Below are 20563 nucleotides of genomic sequence, written 5' to 3'. Positions count from 1 at the left end.
ATGAGTACTGATTACTAATGACTGAATACTGCTTACTAATTAAGGTACTTCGATTTCGTTTACAATCTTATTGATGATATCTTCTGAAGTGACGTTTTCAGCTTCAGCTTCATAGGTAATACCTATTCTATGACGTAATACATCGTGCACTACAGCGCGCACATCTTCTGGTATTACATAACCTCTTCTTTTTATAAATGCATAACATTTAGCTGCGGTTGCCAAATTGATACTTCCACGTGGTGAAGCTCCAAATGAAATTAGAGGTTTTAAATCTGGTAATTTATATTTTTCAGGATAACGTGTAGCGAAAATAATATCGAGAATGTACTTTTCGATTTTCTCATCCATATACACTTCTCTAACGGCTTCTTGCGCGCTAATTATTTGCGATACAGAAACCACAGGATTTACTTTATCGTAAGTTCCTCTTAAATTCGCTCTAACTATAAGTTGCTCTTCATCTAACTTAGGGTAATCAATTACCGTCTTCAACATAAAACGGTCAACCTGAGCTTCAGGTAGAGGATATGTTCCTTCTTGCTCAACAGGGTTTTGAGTTGCCATTACCAAGAAAGGCTTATCTAATTTAAAAGTTTCATCACCAATGGTTACTTGCTTTTCTTGCATCGCTTCTAACAGTGCAGACTGTACTTTTGCAGGTGCTCTGTTAATCTCATCTGCTAAAACAAAGTTGGCAAATATTGGACCTTTTTTTATAGAAAAATCATTCTCTTTTATATTGTAGATTAATGTCCCTATCACATCTGCAGGAAGCAAATCTGGTGTAAACTGAATTCTACTAAAGCTAGCGTCTATAGCTTTTGATAAAGTATTAATTGCTAAAGTTTTTGCAAGTCCAGGAACACCTTCTAATAAAATATGTCCTTGACCTAATAAACCTATTAAAAGGCGCTCAACCATATGCTTCTGACCTACAATAACTTTATTCATTTCTAAAGTAAGTAGATCTACAAATGCACTTTCTTTTTCTATCTTCTCATTAATCGATTTTATATCAATTGTATTCGTCTCTTCCATGTCTAATTAAGGGATTTAAAGCGAACGCATTATACGTGTTTTTTACGAAGATGCAAAGTGTTAATTTTATTTCTTAGTTGCTGTTAACAATTGGTTAAAAAATAAGAGCAACACGTCAGTGCTGCTCTATATCTCAATTTAATTATGGATCAATAAAATTAATATTCAAATTGTCTTATTGCTGTATATATTTTAGGTGTTAACACCATCATATTTTCTTCGTCATCGTAACTTACAGATTCATCAATATCTATATCTATTACAACATCATATCTTCCATTAGAGCTGAGTCTTGTTTTAATCAAGTTTGATGGAGTAGCATTATTTACATCTAAAGCGTGCAAAACATTACCAATATTCATAAAATTATTTTCACCTAAAACAAGCCTAATTTCGTGAACATAGTCAGTATTTAAATCAAAATTATCCACCAAAAGTAATTGGGTCTCTTGTGATATTGTAGATGTATCACACACACCTAAGTTAATAGCATTTAAACTCAACCATTCACCTGATTCTTGCTCTGATGCGCTTACTCTAATCTGTACATCAACCACATCAAGAAAGACCTTATCTAATTCACCTAGGGTACTTTTTAATTTCACGGTGATACTGGTCGTATCAGTATTAAGATTAGAATCATCTGTAGAACAACTTGTAAATGACAAACACATTACACAAAGTATAAAAAGTGCTTTAATGAGTTGTTGATAATTCATGTGTAGTAGGTTTGGGTGATTAATTCTGAAACAAGGATACTTTAATCTTTTGGTTTTAAGTATTTTTACATACCAATGGCTAATAAATCCTATAAACAGAAAAAAAAGTGAAATATTCTCGATTAATTGCAGGTACAATGACATGGGGAAGTTGGGGCAAACAACTCTCTAAATCAGAAATGAGTGACCTTATGCATCATTGCATTTCTAATGGAATCACAACATTTGATCATGCCGATATTTATGGTGCGTACACGACAGAAGCTGACTTTGGTGAAGCCTTCAAAGACTCAGGAATCAAAAGAGAAGATATACAATTAATATCCAAGTGCGGCATTCAGTATTTATGTGAAAATCGAAGTAATAAAGTAAAGCATTACGACTACAGTAAAGATTATATTATTTGGTCTGTGGACGAATCTTTGAAAAATCTGAATACCGAATACTTAGATTTATTATTACTTCATAGACCAAGTCCATTGATGATTGCAGAAGAAATTGCAGATGCTGTAAATACTCTAAAAAAGGATGGAAAAATTAAAGAGTTTGGCGTGTCAAACTTTACACCATCACAAATCGAAATGGTAGGTCTAAGAATTGATATTGATGTTAACCAAATTGAATTCTCGTTAACACAACATACAGCAATGCACGATGGCACATTAGATTATATGAAAACCTGTGGTATAAAACCTATGTCATGGTCTCCTTTGGGTTCTGTATTTAGAGAAGATACCGAACAAACAAGACGAGTACACAAACAACTTGGCGAATTATTGGATAAATATAACGCCACTGAAGACCAGTTACTCTTGGCGTGGATTTTAAAACATCCTGCAGGTATACATCCTGTTGTTGGCACTACAAATAAGGAACGTCTTACAAATGCTATTGCAGCATCAAAAATTGAACTAGAGCTTGAAGATTGGTTTTTAATTCTAGTAGCCGCTCAAGGACATAAAGTACCTTAAACATTAAACTAAAAAGCAATGAATAAAACAGCATTAATCACAGGAGCTACAAGTGGCATTGGTAGAGCTACAGCACACGAATTTGCGAAACACGGCATTAATTTGGTATTATGTGGAAGAAGACAGCATCGCTTAGATTCGGTTGCAAAAACCTTATCTAAACAAACCGATGTGCATACTTTGAATTTTGATGTTCGAGATAGAGCGAAAACCTTTGAAGCAATCGCATCCTTACCTGAAGAATTTCAAAACATTGACATTTTAATTAATAATGCTGGTAATGCACATGGTTTAGACCCAATAGAAACAGGTAGTCTGGATGATTGGGATGCTATGATGGATATAAACGTTAAAGGCTTACTCTATGTGAGTAAGGCCATTATTCCAGGAATGACTGAACGCAAATCAGGACACATCATTAACATTGGATCTTCCGCTGGTAAAGAAGTATACCCAAAAGGAAATGTCTATTGTGGTAGTAAACATGCGGTTTTAGCGATTACAGAAGGTATGCGCATAGACCTTAATCCTTACGGTATAAAAGTTAGCGCTATTAATCCTGGATTAGTAGAAACTGAGTTTTCTGAAGTGCGTTTTAAAGGTGAAAGTCAAGCTGATAATGTCTATAAAGGTTACAAAGCCTTGCAAGCTGAAGATGTTGCAGAGGTCATTTATTTCGCGGTGTCAAGACCTGCACATGTTAATATTGCAGATGTTTTAATGTTCTGCACTGCGCAGGCAAATTCAACTATAGTTAAGAAAGAATAAATAGATTCCTGCCTTGCGCCTCCGCTAAAGCTTCAGCGAACGCGGACGCAGGAATGACAAACAATGATTAATAAACGCCTACTCATAAAAAACCTACTCGCTCATAACGATGAGAACAGTTTTTATGACAAAAAGCGAAAAATCGACATCAGCTACAAAGAAGGAAAAGCAAAATTCCTGAAACATATTTGTGCGCTATCAAATAGTAACCCACAAAACAATTCTTACCTAGTTATTGGTGTCGAAGATGAGGATAACAAAATCATAGGAACAGACTTTTTTGATGATAGTAAAATTCAAAATCTCATCAACGCTTACCTTACCAATCCGCCAATAGTTCAATATGAAAATATACCTTTTCCGCATCTGCCAGATGATAAAGTAGTTGGGTTAGTAACCATTAGACCTAATGGGCAAATCATTACATCGCTCAGAAAAAATATTTGGAAGTATTATGGAGGTTCAGTTTTTATGCGAGAAGGCAGTGTTAGTATGCCAAAAGTCTTTGATATTGAGATAAAAGATGTGAATTCTAAAATTGTTTTGGCTATTGAAAAACATGCACAAAACAACATACAGTTAACTTTAGATGGCGTCTTTGATTTTATGAACAAGCGCAAAGACTTTCAACCTAAATATAAGGTATTTAAGGAGTACCTTGTGCTTTGTTGGTCTGGTGATAAAAAAGTAGTTAAAGACGAAATATTTTATTCGCGGGTTGATATCGAAATGATCAATGAGCAAGTACGTCTCTTTTATTCTACCCTTGATGAAGTTGCCATTTTTTTTAATGAGGATTCTTTTAAAATTGTTGAATATGTAAGACTTGGACTTCAGCAATCCTTTAAGTACTATAAGCTTGAAGAAAAAACCATTCACTTTGAGAATAACGCCAACTATTCTATTGAAACCAATCTGTTGTTTGAACCGCCTCAATTTGACAAGAAAGTGTTGCACCATATCTATAACTCCAACAATGCTATTTTAGAAAAACTTGAAAAGGGATTAACCCTAATTAATAGAGAATTAATTGACCTAGAAAATTTGGCTGCAAGTTATCTTATTTGTTATCTCAATGGCTTTGAGGAAGCCTTACCAAAACTTATATATGCAAAACCTCATATTAAAAAGCAAGGCACCGCATTGTACAGTTCATATAAAGAAACTATTAGGATTCTTAGAAAAGTGAAATACAGTTAATACTTAGAAGTTTTAATATTGCTTCTATATTAAATAAAGTCTAAACTGTTGTGCTTTGACATAATTATGCCTTCTGATGACACATTCATCCAATTATTGAGAATGGTTTTATAGACTGCTCTAAAATCAACTTCATACTTAATATCTCCATTGTCGTCTAAATCACTTAAACTCGCAAGTTTATTATAAAATCCTGCTTTTTTTAATTTTTTACCTATTACAAAAATGTTATTGGCTGCCCCATGATCAGTGCCATTAGCAGCATTCTGTTTTACACGTCGGCCAAATTCTGAAAACGTTAAAATCAATGTGTCTTTAAACGTATTATTGCGTTTCAAATCTTTTACGAATGCAGATATACTATCCGAGTATTGGGTCAATAATCGTTTTTGGGTATTTAACTGATTAGCGTGCGTGTCAAATCCACTCAAGGCAGTATAAAAGACTTTAGTTTCTAAGCCCGAATTTATAAATTGAGCTACATTCTTAAGTTGCTTTGCGAAAGCATTTTGAGGATACTCTTGTTGAGATAAACTAACTTTAGTATTCTCATAAATATATTTGGCCGAAGACCTCGCATCAATCATAGTTCTGTATAAATAACCTAAATTATGCTCGCTTAGATGTTTATCGTCAAAATGATCACTCAAACCCTTAAAAAAGGGATTTTTTGACGTTTTATAAAGAACGTTATGGTTATTTGTGGCAATACCGTTAAAGTGTTCTCCCTTCATGGCCAAACTTAACTGATTATCTATCTCAATAGCATTGTAGGGTTGATTGCCATGTTCGTCTAGATAACGTCCCAACCAACCACTTTGTAAATACTCATTGGCATGACTTGCTGTTTGCCAAATATCCATAGACCTAAAGTGTGAACGGACAGGATTAGGGTAGCCTACATTATTAATGATGGACATTTCACCATTATCAAACAACGCTCTTAAAGGAGCCATACTTGGATGAAATCCTAAGTCATCATTTAATTTTATGATGTTTTGGGTAATCGCCAAACGCGGCCTTGCATTGTAATAAATTTCATTATTATGGGGAATTATAGTATTAAGTCCATCATTACCACCAGACAGTTGAATGATGACCAGACGTTTATATCCGAGTGTATTTAATGGCTGAGTTTCTAATGCCTTCACAAAATTTGGCACCAAGAGTAAGCTGCTTGCTAATGCTGAGTTTTTTAAAAATTTTCGTCTTTCCATATTTAACACATTTGATATTCTGGCAAAGACATTAACTGCACACAATAATCGCGTTTAGAAGCTTTCTTTAAAGTGTCTAAGAATGCTTTTGTCCCTTTACTAAACTTCCCTTGAATTATTATATCTGCTAAATCAATTGTTTTTACTGACTGAAAATTTTTCAAGAACATATCCCAATCAGGTAAGATCTTAAAAGGTAATTTTCCATTATTTTTCTTAAAAAATCTGGACTTAAACCTTTCATTAAATGCTCCATATTCATCAACAGGTATCACTGCGTTATTCAATAACATTGATGGTAATCTTAATCGTATCATGATTGTGCTGGCGTCTATCCATGCCTTATCGCCTTTCCAACCCGCAACATTTGGCGGTTTTAATAGCATTTGCCCTAGCAACTTTTGAATACCTGCAACATCTTTTTTTCTTTCAAACTTAAAAGGAACGGTTTTAGTCATACCTACTAAGAGCTCTATTGGGGATTTAATTTTTGCTCCAATATTTTCTTTGAAATAAAACCAGTCTGATGTAAAGACAAAACGCATCAACTCTTCAATATTATAATCTTTATAAAATACCTCGGTCATAGCCTCAATATGGGTTATGTTTGGTTTAGGATTTACAAAATACCGGTATATTTTATCCGAAATAAATCGTGCACATTGTTTGTTCTCTAAGATGATGTCAATGATATCTTCACCATTAAATCTTCCCGTTCTGTTTAAAAATGTTTTAAATCCATAATCGTGCTGCAGTTTCATAAACACAAAACTGCCTTCAAAATTATGATTGTAACCTGTAAAAGCCCTTGCACTTTCCTTAATATCTAATTCTGTGTAAAAACCTTCACCTAGAGTAAAAAGCTCCATTAATTCGCGCGCAAAGTTTTCATTAGGCTTGCGTTTTCTATTCTGTTTACCGTTCAAATACTTCAACATTGCAGCCTCTTTAGAAATAGCTTTAATAAATGTTCTAAAGTCCCCGAGCGCATGAGAGCGTAACGTATTATTATATTGAAGTATGTGTTTAGGATTTTTATCTTGACAAACAAAATGATTGGCCCAAAACAACGTCATTCGTTCTCTTAAAGTATCTTTAGAGTACGTCATTCTTTCCATCCAAGCTATATTAATATCTAGAGCTTTTTTTCTATTTTTTTCTCGAAGTTTTTTAGCTAAAGAAGGATTTGTTTTTATATCTGATAAGTTAATACCATCTAGGTAAGATACATCTACATTTAGGGCTAAAGCTGACGCAGAATCATCAAAAAGAGCATCTATAACCTGCTTTTTATTAAATGATTTATTACTAAGTACTTCTTCTTGTATGCCGAAACCAGCACGCCAATGTAAATGTTTAATCTCTTCTAATGTCATGAATTTTAGACTAGATAAAAATGTAATGGTTTAATCGAATAGCTATTAAAAACTAAATCAAAAAAGCTATTTAGAGAAACTTAGTGGTTGTTTATAGATATAAAAAAACCGTTTCTAAATTAGAAACGGTTTTTAAGGTTACATATTTCTTATGATCTTACAAATCAAACTTAATACCTTGTGCTAAAGGCAAGTCTGTAGTGTAGTTAATGGTATTTGTCTGACGTCGCATGTAGATTTTCCAGGCATCAGAACCAGATTCGCGACCTCCACCAGTTTCTTTTTCACCACCAAAAGCACCACCAATCTCAGCACCAGAAGTTCCGATATTGACATTTGCAATTCCACAGTCACTACCAGCATGAGACAAGAAACGTTCAGCTTCACGCAAGTTATTTGTCATAATTGCTGAAGATAAACCTTGAGCAACGTTGTTCTGCATATCTATGGCATTTTCAACATCTCCTGAATACTTCAATAAGTATAATACAGGTGCAAATGTTTCATGCTGTACAATTTCAAAAGAGTTATCAGCTTCAGCAATAGCAGGTTTTACATAGCAACCACTTTCGTAGCCTTCACCTTCTAAAACACCACCTTCAACAACGATATTTCCACCTTCTTCAACTACCTTCTCTAAAGCATGTTGATACATTTTCACAGCATCAGTATCAATTAATGGTCCAACGTGGTTATTTTCATCTAATGGATTTCCAATACGCAATTGCTTGTAGGCGTCAACTACTGCATTTTTCACCTTATCATATATACTCTCGTGAATAATCAATCGACGTGTAGACGTACAACGTTGTCCGGCTGTACCTACGGCACCAAATACTGCGCCAATCACAGTCATTTTCACATCTGCATCTGGTGTTACAATAATGGCATTATTTCCGCCTAATTCTAATAAAGATTTTCCTAAACGTGCTGCTACTTCTTGAGCAACTATTTTACCCATTCTGGTAGAACCTGTAGCAGATACTAATGGCACACGCTTATCTTTTGTCATATACTCACCTACCGTGTAATCACCATTTATTAAACAAGAGATACCTTCTGGTAAATTGTTTTCTGCGAAAACTTCGGCAGCAATATTCTGGCAAGCAACACCACAAATTGGTGCTTTTTCTGATGGTTTCCAGATACAAGTATCACCACAAATCCAAGCTAAAGCAGTATTCCAAGACCACACAGCAACAGGAAAATTAAACGCTGAAATAATACCAACAACACCTAATGGATGGTATTGTTCGTACATTCTGTGCCCTGGCCGCTCAGAATGCATTGTTAGACCATGAAGCTGACGCGATAAACCAACAGCAAAATCACATATGTCAATCATTTCTTGAACCTCACCTAATCCTTCTTGGTAAGATTTCCCCATTTCGTAAGACACCAACTTACCTAAAGCTTCCTTCTTTTCTCTAAGCTTTTCACCAAACTGACGTACGATTTCACCGCGTTGCGGAGCAGGCATAACACGCCAAGTTTTAAAAGCCGATGTTGCAGCTAACATGGCCTTTTCGTAATCCTCCTTTGTAGATACTTTTACTTTAGCAATTAATTGTCCATCTACTGGCGAATATGATTCTATAATTTCACCATTAGAAAAATTGTCAGAACCAGTTGATGTTCCTTCATTTATATCTTTAACACCTAATTGGCTTAAAGCATCTTTTATTCCGAAATCGGTAGCAATAGCTTCCATACGTATGAGTTTTTTACGAATTATTAAATATTTCCGCGAAGTTACTAATAAATTGGTAGTTTTCTTAGAAACATTATCACTAATACTGTAACTTTAAAGCACTTTAAAACTAAACCAATATGAAGAAGTTTATTATTGCTCTTTTCGCAGTTTTATTACTTTATAGTTGTAAAAATAGCAATACCACTGTTGACCCATCTAAAACTGAAAAATCTACTCAAAATAGTAGTCAAAAACCAGATTTTGCGATAATCATTCATGGAGGAGCAGGAACCATTTTGAGAAAAAATATGACTCCTGAAAAAGAAGCAGCCTACAAAGCAAAGCTCGAAGAGGCTATAAGAGTTGGCTATAACATCTTAAAAAATGGTGGTACAAGTCTTGACGCTGTAACAAAAACCATTAATGTATTAGAAGACTCTCCATTATTTAATGCAGGTAAAGGCGCTGTGTTTACTAATGCCGAAACTAACGAATTAGACGCATCAATCATGGACGGCAAAACGTTGAATGCCGGTGCGTCCGCAAGTACAAAAACCGTTAGAAACCCTATTGACTTGGCAAGAGCTGTCATGGAAAAATCTAAACACGTGATGTTATCTGGTGAAGGTGCTGAAATCTTTGCTAAAGAGCAAGGTTTAGCAATAGTTGATCCATCATATTTTTATACTGAAAAACGCTTTGAGTCTTTACAACGTGTAAAAGCACGTGAAGAAGCTAAAGCTGGTAAAATAGATACAGAATCTGCATTTTTAGACTTTTATGATGCTGATATTAAAAACTCTAAATTCGGTACTGTTGGCTGCGCTGCTCTTGATAAAGACGGAAATCTCGCAGCTGGCACCTCAACTGGTGGAATGACCAATAAACGTTGGGGACGCATTGGTGATGCCCCTATTATTGGTAGCGGTACCTATGCTAACAATGCGACATGTGCAGTTTCTAGCACTGGTTGGGGAGAATATTTTATTAGAGCTCAAGTTGCACATGACATTTCTGCTTTAATGGACTACAAAGGTTTAAGTCTTAAAGAGGCTTCTAAAACAGTACTTGATAAAGTTGCTGATTTAGGTGGAGATGGCGGAATTGTTGCCGTTGATAAAGATGGTAATATGGTTGCCGAATTCAATACGGCAGGCATGTACCGCGCACAAATGAATGACAATGGTGAATTGATCATTGGAATTTATAAAGAATAATCACCATATTGTATTACTTAGATTGCTTTCTATAACCTTATAAATACTCATATGTCATTTTGCACAATACCACTAAAATCAACAATTAAAATTTTAATCCTCTGTTTTATCAGTAATTCTTTATACAGTCAGATGAACTCTAATGACCTTATTGACAAAAAAGTAGACTCTCTTTTAAATCTTATGACACTCGAAGAAAAAGTTGGTCAAATGAATTTATATAACGGGTTTTGGGATGTCACTGGTCCTGTACCTCAAGAAGGTTCTGCCGAACAAAAATACGAGCATCTTAAGAAAGGATGGGTTGGTGCGATGTTGAGTGTCAGAGGTGTTGAGCAAGTTAGGGAAGTTCAAAAAGTTGCTGTAGAAGAAAGTCGATTAGGGATTCCTTTAATTTTTGGATTTGATGTTATTCATGGTTATAAAACACTTAGTCCAATTCCATTAGCTGAGTCTTGTAGCTGGGATTTAGAAGCCATAGAAAAATCGGCTCGTGTTGCCGCAATTGAAGCGTCATCTGTAGGACTTAATTGGACCTTTGCACCTATGGTAGATATCTCTAGAGATGCACGCTGGGGTCGTGTTATGGAAGGTGCTGGTGAAGACCCATTTTTAGGAAGTCAAATAGCAAAGGCTCGTGTCAAAGGATTTCAAGGTGATGACTTATCCGCCAATAATACGTTGGCTGCTACCGCTAAACACTTTGCTGCATACGGATTTATTGAAGCAGGTAGAGAATACAATTCTGTAGACATTGGCACTTCAACTTTATATAATACAGTACTACCTCCATTTAAGGCTGCTGTTGACGCGAATGTCAGAAGTGTAATGAATTCGTTTAATGAAATTAACGGCATTCCAGTAACTGCCAGTAAATTTTTACAAAGAGACATCTTAAAAGGAAAATGGAATTTTAACGGTTTTGTAGTTTCGGATTGGGCATCTATTTGGGAATTAATCAACTGGGGACACGCAAAGGATAAACGTGAAGCAGCAAAACTAGCTTCAACTGCAGGTTCTGATATGGATATGGAAGGCTATGTATATATTGAAGAATTGGTAAAGTTGGTTAATGATGGTACTGTAAAAGAGTCTATAGTTGATGATGCTGTTAAGCGTATTCTTAGATTAAAATATGAGCTTGGCTTATTTGATAACCCTTATAAATACTGCAATGAATCACGTGAAAAAAGTACGCTGTACCATAAGGATCATCAGGAAGCGGCACTAGATATTGCAAAAAAATCTATTGTTTTACTTAAGAATGAAAACAATCTTTTACCTCTTAAAAAAGAAGGTCAAAAAATTGCGCTTATTGGTGCTTTGGCATCAGAGAAAAATAGCCCTTTAGGCAGTTGGAGAATTGCTTCAGACGATAATACTGCCATTTCTGTATTAGAAGGCATGCAACAATATAAAGACAATAGTTTAGTGTATGAAAAAGGTGTTGACCTTACTATTGGAAAAACCCATTTTGTAGAAGAAGTTGTTATTAACGAAACGGATAAATCAAACTTTCCGAAAGCTATTGAAGCTGCAAAAGATGCAGATGTAGTAGTAATGGTTTTAGGTGAACACGGATTTCAAAGTGGTGAAGCACGAAGTAGAACACAAATTGATTTACCTGGATTACAACAAGAATTGCTAGAAGAAGTTTATAAGGCTAATAAAAATATTGTATTAGTACTTAATAATGGACGACCATTAGCCATTGAATGGGCAGATAAACATATTCCTACAATCGTAGAAGCATGGCAATTAGGTTCACAAACAGGAAATGCAGTTGCTCAAGTCTTATATGGAGATTACAACCCAAGCGGAAAACTTACCATGACGTTTCCTAGAAATGTTGGTCAAGTTCCTATTTACTATAACTATAAAAGCACAGGAAGACCAATCAACAGAGAAGGTAATGTATTTTGGTCGCATTATATAGATTCCGAAAGAACGCCTTTGTATGCTTTTGGTCATGGATTAAGTTATACTTCTTTTGAATACGGTAACTTTAAAATTAACGGTAAAACCTTCAATATTAATGATACGGTTGAAGTGTCTGTTGATGTGACTAATTCTGGAAATTATAACGGAAAAGAAGTTGTGCAACTTTACATTAGAGATTTGTTCGGAAGCATTACAAGACCTGTACGTGAGTTAAAAGGTTTTGAGTTGGTTGAACTTAAAAAAGGGGAAACCAAGACTATTCAATTCAAGCTCGATAAAAGTCTTTTAGGATTCTATAATAACGAAGGTGAATTTATCGTTGAAGCTGGAGATTTTAAAGTATTTGTTGGCGGAAGCTCGATGACTACGCTTGAAAAATCTTTTGAGTTAATTGAATAAAACGTATGCTTTTAACGTACAAGACAGAACTTATTAATAAAGGTTTTGCTATTACAAAACCCATTTTTTCAGATGAGGAATTAAAACATCTATCTAGTAACATAGATAATTCTAATACATTGTATGCAAAACGACAACTTATAAAAACCAACCTAGAGGTTTTAAAGTTGATTTTTAATAATTCTTCATTTAAAAAGTTGTACAAATCTGTTTGCGACAATAGTTATTTCTTATCAAAGTCAATTTATTTCAACAAGCCTAAAAAATCCAATTGGTTCGTTAATTATCATCAAGACATGAGTATTAGTGTTAAAGAAAAACTTGAATTAGAAGGTTATTCAAAATGGACATTAAAAGATGGGCAATTAGGTGTAATTCCACCTGTAGATATCGTATCAAACACTATTACATTTAGGATTCACTTAGATGACACAAACGCAACAAATGGAGCTTTAAGGGTTATTCCAAAATCTCATAAACTAGGAATTATTAGAGTAGATGAAAATTTCAACAAAAGTCAATTTGAAACAGAAGAATTATGCAATGTTGAAAAAGGTGGAGTGATGCTTATGAGCCCATTATTATTGCATGCTTCAGATAAATCAACTTCAGATTATGACCGACGCGTAATCCAATTAGAATTTTGCAATCAAGATATTCCAATGGGTTGGTTAGAAAAGAAAGAACTTTCTAATTTAATTGCTTAAAAATAACTTTAAGAACATTTTAACAAGACCTTAAAGTCTAAACCTAAAAAATACGGCGTACTTAATTAACAAGAAAGCACCTACCATTCTTTTTAATCGAAGTTTATCTAAATCCATCAACCTATGCAAATCAACAAGTATTTTGCTTACGTATTCATCTTAGCGTTAGCGTTCTCATGCAAAAAAGCACCTGTAGAAACAGATAATATTTTTAAGTATAGGAATTATATAAGCTATACAACTCAAGGTCGTATTTCTGTTTCTGAATCTATTAGAATAAACCTAGCCGAAGAAGTTGAAGGTTGGGAAGCTGAACAAACCATCGAAGAAAAAATTGTTAAAACGCATCCTTATATTCAAGGCACATTAAAGGCTTTAAACAAACATTCCTTACTGTTTACACCTGATGAAAATCTAGAACCTAACACAGAATACACGGTAACGGTAAATCTTGGTGAGATTTACAAGAATGTTCCAAAAGAGTTTGAATACTATACCTTTCAATTTAAAACCATAAAACCGAGCTTTAATATTGCTACGCACGACCTTCAATCTTATAATAAAGAATGGCAGTATGTGCTTGGTGGCTTACATTCTGCAGATATCATCACCTTAGAAGATGCAAAACAATTAATCTCTGCTTCTCAGAGTAAAAAAAACTTAAATATTGTTTGGTTAGAAAATGATGCACCTTCAAAATATTTTGAATTCAAAATAGACAGTATTAAGCGCGAAATTGAAGACAGTAAAGTCAATGTAAAATGGAATGGCAAAGCCATTAAAGCAGATAATAAAGGTGACAACGACATTTTGATTCCTGGTAAAAACAACTTTACTATTGTTGAAACTAGCGTTGTTCAAAACCCAGAACAATACTTATCTATCAACTTTTCTGATCCAATAAAAAAACAACAAAATTTTGAAGGTTTAGTGACTATTCAGAATGTAAAAGACCCAAAATATGTGGTTAACGGCAATGTGCTTAAAGTCTATCCGAACACGAAATTGGTTGGAGAAATTAAAGTTGATGTCTTCACAGGAATTAAGAATACCGATGGATTCAAACTAAAAAATCCATTGACTAGAACCATTATTTTTGAAGAATTAAAACCTCAAGTAAGATTAATAAGTAATGGCTCAATTTTACCAAATTCTGAAGACTTAACTTTCAATTTTGAAGCTGTAAATCTGAGTAAAGTTGATGTAAGAGTCATTAAGATTTTTGAAGATAACGTGTTACAATTTCTTCAAGAGAACAACATGAACAGCAACTACGAAAATGGCATTAAACAAGTAGGAAGACGTATTGCTAAAGAAACCATTACCTTAATTGAAAGTCCAACTCAAAACACAGGAAAATGGAAAGCCTACAGCATTGATTTATCAAAATATCTCAATGCTGACCTAGGAGCAATTTATCGCATTGAGTTGAGCTACAAAGGCGACTATTCGTTATACGATTGTTCTTCAAACTCTAGCACAACAGATGTTGATGAAGACGACTATTATGATGATTACTACTATGACGATTATTATGAGGAAGACTTCACTTATACCGAAGATATTTCGGAAGAGGAGCAAGAACTTAGAGAAGAGCAATATTGGGATAATGTAAGCTACAGATACAGAAACACCAATTACAGATATAGAGACAGAAATAATCCTTGTACAGAGTCTTATTACAATTATGGCAATAGAACTGTGGCAGCAAACCTCATCGGTTCTAACTTGGGAGTGATTGCTAAGCAAGGCAATGACAACAGCTATTTCTTTGCTGTCACCAATATTTTAAGCACGCAACCAGAAAGTGGAGCTAAAGTATCATTGTATAATTATCAGCAACAAGAATTGGCTTCTAAGACAACAAATAATGAAGGAATTGTTGAAGTAGATATTAAAAAAAGAGCAGCATTCGCTGTAATATCTAAAGGGAAAAGTACAAGCTATGTTAAACTGTTTGATGGCAACGCGTTATCACTTAGTAAGTTTGATGTTTCGGGTAATAGACTACAACGTGGCTTAAAAGGCTACATCTATGGAGAACGCGGTGTTTGGAGACCTGGAGACAGTCTATTTTTAACCTTTATGCTAAATGACAAAGCGAATAAATTACCTAAACGTCATCCTGTAAAACTAGAAATCACAGACCCAGTTGGTAAGCTTGTGTACAGAAAAGTGTCAATAGACAATATCAATAATTTTTATGACTTTAAGGTACCAACGTCGCCTGATTATAAAACTGGAAATTACAATGCAACGGTTTCTGTTGGTGGTGCAAAATTTGCTAAAAGCCTAAAGATTGAAACCGTAAAACCAAACCGTCTTAAAATTAAAATAGACTTTAAAGACGAAGTACTCTCTAACGATAAAACATTAGAAGGTAATTTAGATGTGGCTTGGCTTCATGGTGCACCAGCTAAAAATTTAAGTGCTGAAGTAAAAGCAAAGTTTACTACAAAATATACAAGCTTTAATGGTTACAAAAACTATGTGTTTAGCGACCCAACTAAAACATTTAATTCTGAAGAAATCAATGTTTATGAAGGTGATTTAGACGAAAATGGAAAAGCACAAATTAACGCTGAGCTTAATATTGGAAAGAACGCACCAGGAATGCTAAATGCCCAATTCTTAGTAAGAGCTTTCGAAAATGGTGGAGATTTCTCACTAGATGCATTTACAATGCCTTATGCACCATACGAAAGTTTTGTGGGCTTAAAGTCGCCAAAAGGGAATAACTATGGTTCGTTCTTTACAGATGAAAATCATACGTTTGATATCGCCACCGTAACTGCTGAAGGCAAGCCAATTCAACGTAAAAATCTAGAAGTAAAAATCTATAAAATTGAATGGCGTTGGTGGTGGAATTCATCTTACGAAAATTTATCGAGTTACGTGTCTAGCAACTATCACAGACCTATTCAGCAATATCTTATTGATACAGATGCCAAAGGAAAAGCAACACTCAACATCAATATTCCTGAGAAAGATAGAGGTCGGTATCTTATTAGAGTTGTTGACCCAATTAGTGGTCACGCCACAGGTCGCATAGCATATTTTTATAAAAATTGGTGGTCTAATTCACCAGGAATGGATAAAGAAGCTGCAAAAATGCTCATCTTTTCAACGGACAAAGAAAAATATAATGTTGGTGAAACTGCGAAATTAACCTTTCCATCTGGTAGCGAAGGACGTGCACTTGTAAGTATAGAAAATGGTACTGAGGTTTTACAACACCAATGGGTAAAAACAAAACCAGGAGAAACCACTGTTGACATTGCGGTAACAAAAGATATGGCACCAAATGTGTTTGTTAATATATCATTGCTACAACCACATGCGATTACTTCAAACGATTTACCTGTGCGTTTGTATGGAGTAATTCCAATGATGGTTGAAAACCCTGCAACAAAATTAGAACCTCAAATTACAATGCCAGATGCTATTAGACCAGAACAATCTTATGAAATAAAAGTGTCTGAAAAGAACAACAAACCAATGACCTATACTATTGCTGTTGTTGAAGAAGGTCTGTTAGATTTAACCAGATTTAAAACGCCAAATGCTTGGAATACATTCAACGCAAGAGAAGCTTTAGGAGTGAAAACTTGGGACATTTTTGATCATGTTGTTGGTGCATATTCTGGCAGTATAGACCAAGTATTTGCCATTGGTGGTGATGGTAGTGCCGCTAAAGGAAAGAATAAAAAAGCGAATCGCTTTAAACCAGTTGTTACCTATTTAGGACCTTTTGTTTTAAAACCTGGTATCACAAAAACACATCAACTTAAAATGCCAAATTATGTTGGTGCGGTTCGCACAATGGTTGTTGCTGGTAACAATAATGAGGAAGCTTATGGTAGCGCAGAAAAATCTGTAAAAGTCAAAAAACCTTTAATGGTGTTAGCAAGCTTACCTCGAAAACTTAGTCCTGGCGAAAAAGTAACCTTACCAGTAACCGTTTTTGCGATGGAAAAAAAGGTGAAAAACGTCAACTTATCTTTAAAGCTAAGCGACGGTATTACAATAAAAGGAAACAACACACAATCACTTCAGTTTAATAAGCCAGACGAAAAAATGGCATATTTTGAACTCGATGTTACTAAAGCTAAAGGCATCAATACCATCGAAGTCATTGCAACTGGAAACGGAGAAAAATCAACGTATAAAGTAGAAATTGATGTAGTGAATCCAAACCCAATGACTTCAAAAGTGATTGATAAGGAAATTGAAGCTTCTGCAAATGCTACAATAGATTTTGCAACCTTTGGTGTGCGTGGTACAAATAGCGCAATGGTTGAATTTTCAACACTTCCACCAATGGATTTTTCGAGACGTATGGCATATCTTATTCAGTATCCACATGGTTGTGTAGAACAAACAACATCTAGTGTATTTCCACAATTATATTTAGCTGATATTTTCGATTTAACCGACCAAAAGAAAGCTCAAGTACAGCGAAATATTGAAAATGGGATTAAACGTTTAGGTCGTTTCCAAAGACCAAATGGTGGCTTGAGTTATTGGATTGGAGAAAACACAGCGAATGATTGGGGCACAAGTTATGCTGGTCATTTTATGATTGAAGCTGAGAAAAAAGGATTTGTATTGCCATTAGCGTTTAAGAGCAATTGGATAAATTATCAAAAGCAAGCTGCTAGAGATTGGAGACCAAGCTACAGATATTACAATAGTGATGTTGCCCAAGCATATCGATTATATACTCTGGCTTTGGCTGGAAGTCCAGATTTGGCTAGCATGAACAGATTGCGGGAATTTGAAGAATTATCAAACAACGCTAAATGGCGATTAGCGGCAGCATATGCGCTTGCAGGACAGAAAGAAGCTAGCGATGCCATATCAAAAACTGCTAATGTGGATTTTCAATCTGAAGAAGGTGATAGTTACACTTATGGTTCTATACACCGAAATAGAGCTATGGCATTAGAAACCATGTTACTCACTAATCATTCTAAGAAAATAGAATTGGCAAAACGTATTGCTAAGTCGTTATCTAGTGATAGTTGGATGAGTACTCAAACCACAGCATACAGTTTATTAGCAATGGGCAAACTCATCACTCAAAATGGTGGTAAAGACTTAAAAATTAGTTACACCATAAATGGTAAAACAGAAACCATTGACACTAAAAACGGAATGGCCCAACGTCGCATTCCAATAAAAAATGGTGAAAATAAGATTTCAATTACCAATAAAAGACAGAATAGAGTATACGTTAGAATCTTAAACTCTGGAAAACTAAAACTTGGTGAAGAATTAGCTGAACAACGTGGCTTTTCAATCTCAACAGTATACAAGGATTTACAAGGTAATATCATTGATATTGAAAAATTACAACAAGGTCAAGATTTTGTAGCCACAGTGAGTATTTCAAACCTAACAAGCCAGCGCGTTAAAGATGTTGCATTGACTCAAGTCTTTCCTTCTGGTTGGGAAGTTGTAAACACACGATTTACAGATTTTGGAGATACCACTGTAAGTCAGGCTAGACATACAGACATTAGAGATGATAGAGTTAATTTCTATTTTGATATGGATAGAAAAGGTAACTATGGCACAAAAACATTTACCGTAATGTTGAATGCTTCCTATTTAGGCACCTACTATTTACCAGGCGCACAAGCAGAAGCTATGTATGACAACGACAATTACCTAGTAAGGAATAAAGGTAAATGGGTAACCGTTGAGAAATAAGATAAAACGTCAGTTCGAGTGTTTTACTTGTAAATCGTATCGAGAACTAGTTAACAAACAGTGTCTATTTCTCGATACAAATTGAAAGCTCTAACAAGCTTAAAATTCATTCGAAATGACGAAACAAACTAAACTACTTGTCGGTCGACAGGCAAGAAAAACATCCTAGAAGAACAAACCGCTAATTTGTTTAATCTAAAACTTAGGAATTATGAACTTTTCGAAGAAAAATCACGAGCACGTAAACAATAAAAGTACAGTGAGTAACTTTTCAAAAATGATTTTAGCAATTGCGTTAGTGTTTAACATTTCAATACTAACTGCACAAGAAAATGCATATGTAGCTGCAGAAAGCGGTTTATCACTTAGAGAGCAACCAGACATTGGTGCAAAAATGCTGAGTAAGTTAGCTTATGGCGAAGCCATTGGTGTGCTTGAAGAAACTGATAAGAAACTAGTCATCTTAGATGCTGGTAAAAAGATAAGCGGTAAATGGGTTAAAGTAGAAACCAGAACTCATATTGGTTATGTGTTTGATGGCTATTTATCACCAGATAAAATTGCCAGAACCATTAGAGTGAAATTCGATAATTTAAATGTGGAATTAAAAAACATTGCAACTAGTGATTACAAAAGAAATCACGACCTTAAAGAAGATGACGTCGCTTATGTAAATGTTGACAAATCAGATTCACCGGAAGGAAAAGAAATTGTTTTAGTTGATAACGATTATAAACATGTGAGTCTATTTCAACGTTACGAAAATAGTTTCTCGTTTATGAGCGGAGATTCAAAATGTAACAACAATGAATGGACGCAATTTGATACTGAATGGAAACCTTTAAAGCAGATTAAATCTAATACATTTCAGACATTGACTTATACCGATGAAGATTGGAAAACCTTTATCGACATGGCAGCTACAAATCTGAAAGAAGATGTTGTAGACAAGTGTGGAGAAGACTGGTTAGAGTATATAAAGTCTATCGAAAACTTAAAAGATTTTCCTGTGAGTGTCACTAAAAACCGTGTTTTTATTAAATTTATTTTAACTGATTTTGAAGATAACATCACTGAAAAAATCATTGAATTTGAAATCCAAAAAGGGTCATGAGCCATAATTATGTCACCTTGAGCGCAGTCGAAAGGTATTTATACCAAGAATTAATAAGTTTTCGACTACGCTCAACCTGACATGAAAAGAAATAATATGAAAACAAAACTTCCATATTACGCTGTAATATTCACATCAACACAAACTGAAAATATTGAAGGCTATTCTGAAATGGCCGAGAAAATGGAAAACCTAGCTAAAGAACAGAAAGGCTATATTGGTATTGAAAGTGCTAGAAATACTGTTGGTATTACAGTGAGTTATTGGAAAAGTTTAGAAGCCATTAAAGCTTGGAAAGCAAACACACAACATTTATTCGCGCAACAAAAAGGTCGTGAGCAATGGTACAACTGGTATAATGTTCGTATTTGTAAAGTAGAACGTGAGTATGAATTTGAAAAAGCGAACTAATTTTTTCATTTAATAAGTTTCAGTATCTCATTGCAACAAAAGATTGCTTTGCGAAGCTCGCAATGACATGATCA

14 protein-coding genes are annotated in these 20563 nt (G+C 34.7%); 9 read left to right on the top strand and 5 right to left on the bottom strand.

The window, feature by feature from the left end; translation table 11 throughout:
- Nucleotides 1–39: 39 nt before the first annotated feature.
- Both HRU50_RS07445 and HRU50_RS07440 read right to left on the bottom strand, forming a co-directional pair.
- On the bottom strand, nt 40–1041 hold the full coding sequence (locus tag HRU50_RS07445; protein WP_296349785.1) for a MoxR family ATPase: 1002 nt from the start codon (nt 1039–1041) through the stop codon (nt 40–42).
- 158 nt (nt 1042–1199) lie between these two features.
- Entirely contained in the window at nt 1200–1760 is a 561-nt protein-coding gene (locus HRU50_RS07440; RefSeq protein WP_296349783.1) for a DUF4382 domain-containing protein, read from the bottom strand.
- Between the two features lie 107 nt (nt 1761–1867).
- Between HRU50_RS07440 and HRU50_RS07435 the strand changes: the two genes are divergently transcribed.
- The 3 genes from HRU50_RS07435 (at nt 1868) to HRU50_RS07425 (ending at nt 4699) form a co-directional block, all read left to right on the top strand.
- The gene (locus tag HRU50_RS07435; RefSeq protein ID WP_296349781.1) at nt 1868–2731 is read left to right on the top strand and encodes an aldo/keto reductase family oxidoreductase; all 864 of its coding nucleotides are present in this window, start codon (nt 1868–1870) and stop codon (nt 2729–2731) included.
- Nucleotides 2732–2749: 18 nt separating this feature from the next.
- Complete coding sequence (locus HRU50_RS07430; protein WP_296349779.1) at nt 2750–3499, top strand: SDR family NAD(P)-dependent oxidoreductase; 750 nt, start codon at nt 2750–2752, stop codon at nt 3497–3499.
- Nucleotides 3500–3562: 63 nt separating this feature from the next.
- A complete protein-coding gene (locus HRU50_RS07425; RefSeq protein ID WP_296349777.1) occupies nt 3563–4699 on the top strand; it encodes an ATP-binding protein in 1137 nt (378 codons plus the stop codon).
- Nucleotides 4700–4728: 29 nt separating this feature from the next.
- On the opposite strand, the gene HRU50_RS07420 is transcribed toward HRU50_RS07425, so the two are convergent.
- The 3 genes from HRU50_RS07420 to HRU50_RS07410 form a co-directional block, all read right to left on the bottom strand.
- Nucleotides 4729–5916, bottom strand: coding sequence for a DUF1501 domain-containing protein (locus tag HRU50_RS07420; protein ID WP_296349775.1), 1188 nt, complete (start codon nt 5914–5916; stop codon nt 4729–4731).
- Between the two features lie 2 nt (nt 5917–5918).
- Nucleotides 5919–7292, bottom strand: coding sequence for a DUF1800 domain-containing protein (locus HRU50_RS07415; RefSeq protein ID WP_296349773.1), 1374 nt, complete (start codon nt 7290–7292; stop codon nt 5919–5921).
- 157 nt (nt 7293–7449) lie between these two features.
- Nucleotides 7450–9003, bottom strand: coding sequence for an aldehyde dehydrogenase family protein (locus HRU50_RS07410; RefSeq protein WP_296349772.1), 1554 nt, complete (start codon nt 9001–9003; stop codon nt 7450–7452).
- Nucleotides 9004–9122: 119 nt separating this feature from the next.
- Here HRU50_RS07410 and HRU50_RS07405 point away from each other — a divergent pair, with 119 nt between their 5' ends.
- The 6 genes from HRU50_RS07405 (at nt 9123) to HRU50_RS07380 (ending at nt 20489) form a co-directional block, all read left to right on the top strand.
- The gene (locus HRU50_RS07405) at nt 9123–10202 is read left to right on the top strand and encodes an isoaspartyl peptidase/L-asparaginase family protein (RefSeq protein WP_296349770.1); all 1080 of its coding nucleotides are present in this window, start codon (nt 9123–9125) and stop codon (nt 10200–10202) included.
- A gap of 132 nt (nt 10203–10334) precedes the next feature.
- Nucleotides 10335–12542 (top strand): beta-glucosidase BglX, encoded by a 2208-nt coding sequence (bglX, locus tag HRU50_RS07400; RefSeq protein ID WP_296349768.1) that lies wholly within the window; start codon nt 10335–10337, stop codon nt 12540–12542.
- A gap of 5 nt (nt 12543–12547) precedes the next feature.
- Complete coding sequence (locus tag HRU50_RS07395) at nt 12548–13249, top strand: phytanoyl-CoA dioxygenase family protein (RefSeq protein WP_296349766.1); 702 nt, start codon at nt 12548–12550, stop codon at nt 13247–13249.
- A gap of 123 nt (nt 13250–13372) precedes the next feature.
- Nucleotides 13373–18964: an MG2 domain-containing protein gene (locus tag HRU50_RS07390; RefSeq protein WP_296349763.1), complete on the top strand. Its 5592-nt coding sequence runs from the start codon at nt 13373–13375 to the stop codon at nt 18962–18964.
- A gap of 211 nt (nt 18965–19175) precedes the next feature.
- Nucleotides 19176–20078 (top strand): SH3 domain-containing protein, encoded by a 903-nt coding sequence (locus tag HRU50_RS07385; RefSeq protein WP_296349761.1) that lies wholly within the window; start codon nt 19176–19178, stop codon nt 20076–20078.
- Between the two features lie 96 nt (nt 20079–20174).
- Complete coding sequence (locus tag HRU50_RS07380; RefSeq protein ID WP_296349759.1) at nt 20175–20489, top strand: antibiotic biosynthesis monooxygenase; 315 nt, start codon at nt 20175–20177, stop codon at nt 20487–20489.
- The last annotated feature ends 74 nt before the right edge of the window (nt 20490–20563 follow it).

The organism is Winogradskyella sp., from assembly GCF_013213835.1.
Taxonomy (GTDB): Bacteria; Bacteroidota; Bacteroidia; order Flavobacteriales; family Flavobacteriaceae; genus Winogradskyella.
Note: the sequence above shows the minus strand (reverse complement) of the source record. Positions and strands in the feature narration are given on the sequence as shown.

Excerpts from the sequence above, each read along its gene's own strand:
- HRU50_RS07445 (WP_296349785.1), bottom strand. The coding sequence starts at position 1,041 with ATGGAAGAGACGAATACAATTGATATAAAATCGATTAATGAGAAGATA.
- HRU50_RS07440 (WP_296349783.1), bottom strand. The coding sequence starts at position 1,760 with ATGAATTATCAACAACTCATTAAAGCACTTTTTATACTTTGTGTAATG.
- HRU50_RS07430 (WP_296349779.1), top strand. The coding sequence starts at position 2,750 with ATGAATAAAACAGCATTAATCACAGGAGCTACAAGTGGCATTGGTAGA.
- HRU50_RS07425 (WP_296349777.1), top strand. The coding sequence starts at position 3,563 with ATGATTAATAAACGCCTACTCATAAAAAACCTACTCGCTCATAACGAT.
- HRU50_RS07420 (WP_296349775.1), bottom strand. The coding sequence starts at position 5,916 with ATGGAAAGACGAAAATTTTTAAAAAACTCAGCATTAGCAAGCAGCTTA.
- HRU50_RS07415 (WP_296349773.1), bottom strand. The coding sequence starts at position 7,292 with ATGACATTAGAAGAGATTAAACATTTACATTGGCGTGCTGGTTTCGGC.
- HRU50_RS07410 (WP_296349772.1), bottom strand. The coding sequence starts at position 9,003 with ATGGAAGCTATTGCTACCGATTTCGGAATAAAAGATGCTTTAAGCCAA.
- HRU50_RS07405 (WP_296349770.1), top strand. The coding sequence starts at position 9,123 with ATGAAGAAGTTTATTATTGCTCTTTTCGCAGTTTTATTACTTTATAGT.
- bglX (WP_296349768.1), top strand. The coding sequence starts at position 10,335 with ATGAACTCTAATGACCTTATTGACAAAAAAGTAGACTCTCTTTTAAAT.
- HRU50_RS07395 (WP_296349766.1), top strand. The coding sequence starts at position 12,548 with ATGCTTTTAACGTACAAGACAGAACTTATTAATAAAGGTTTTGCTATT.
- HRU50_RS07390 (WP_296349763.1), top strand. The coding sequence starts at position 13,373 with ATGCAAATCAACAAGTATTTTGCTTACGTATTCATCTTAGCGTTAGCG.
- HRU50_RS07385 (WP_296349761.1), top strand. The coding sequence starts at position 19,176 with ATGAACTTTTCGAAGAAAAATCACGAGCACGTAAACAATAAAAGTACA.
- HRU50_RS07380 (WP_296349759.1), top strand. The coding sequence starts at position 20,175 with ATGAAAACAAAACTTCCATATTACGCTGTAATATTCACATCAACACAA.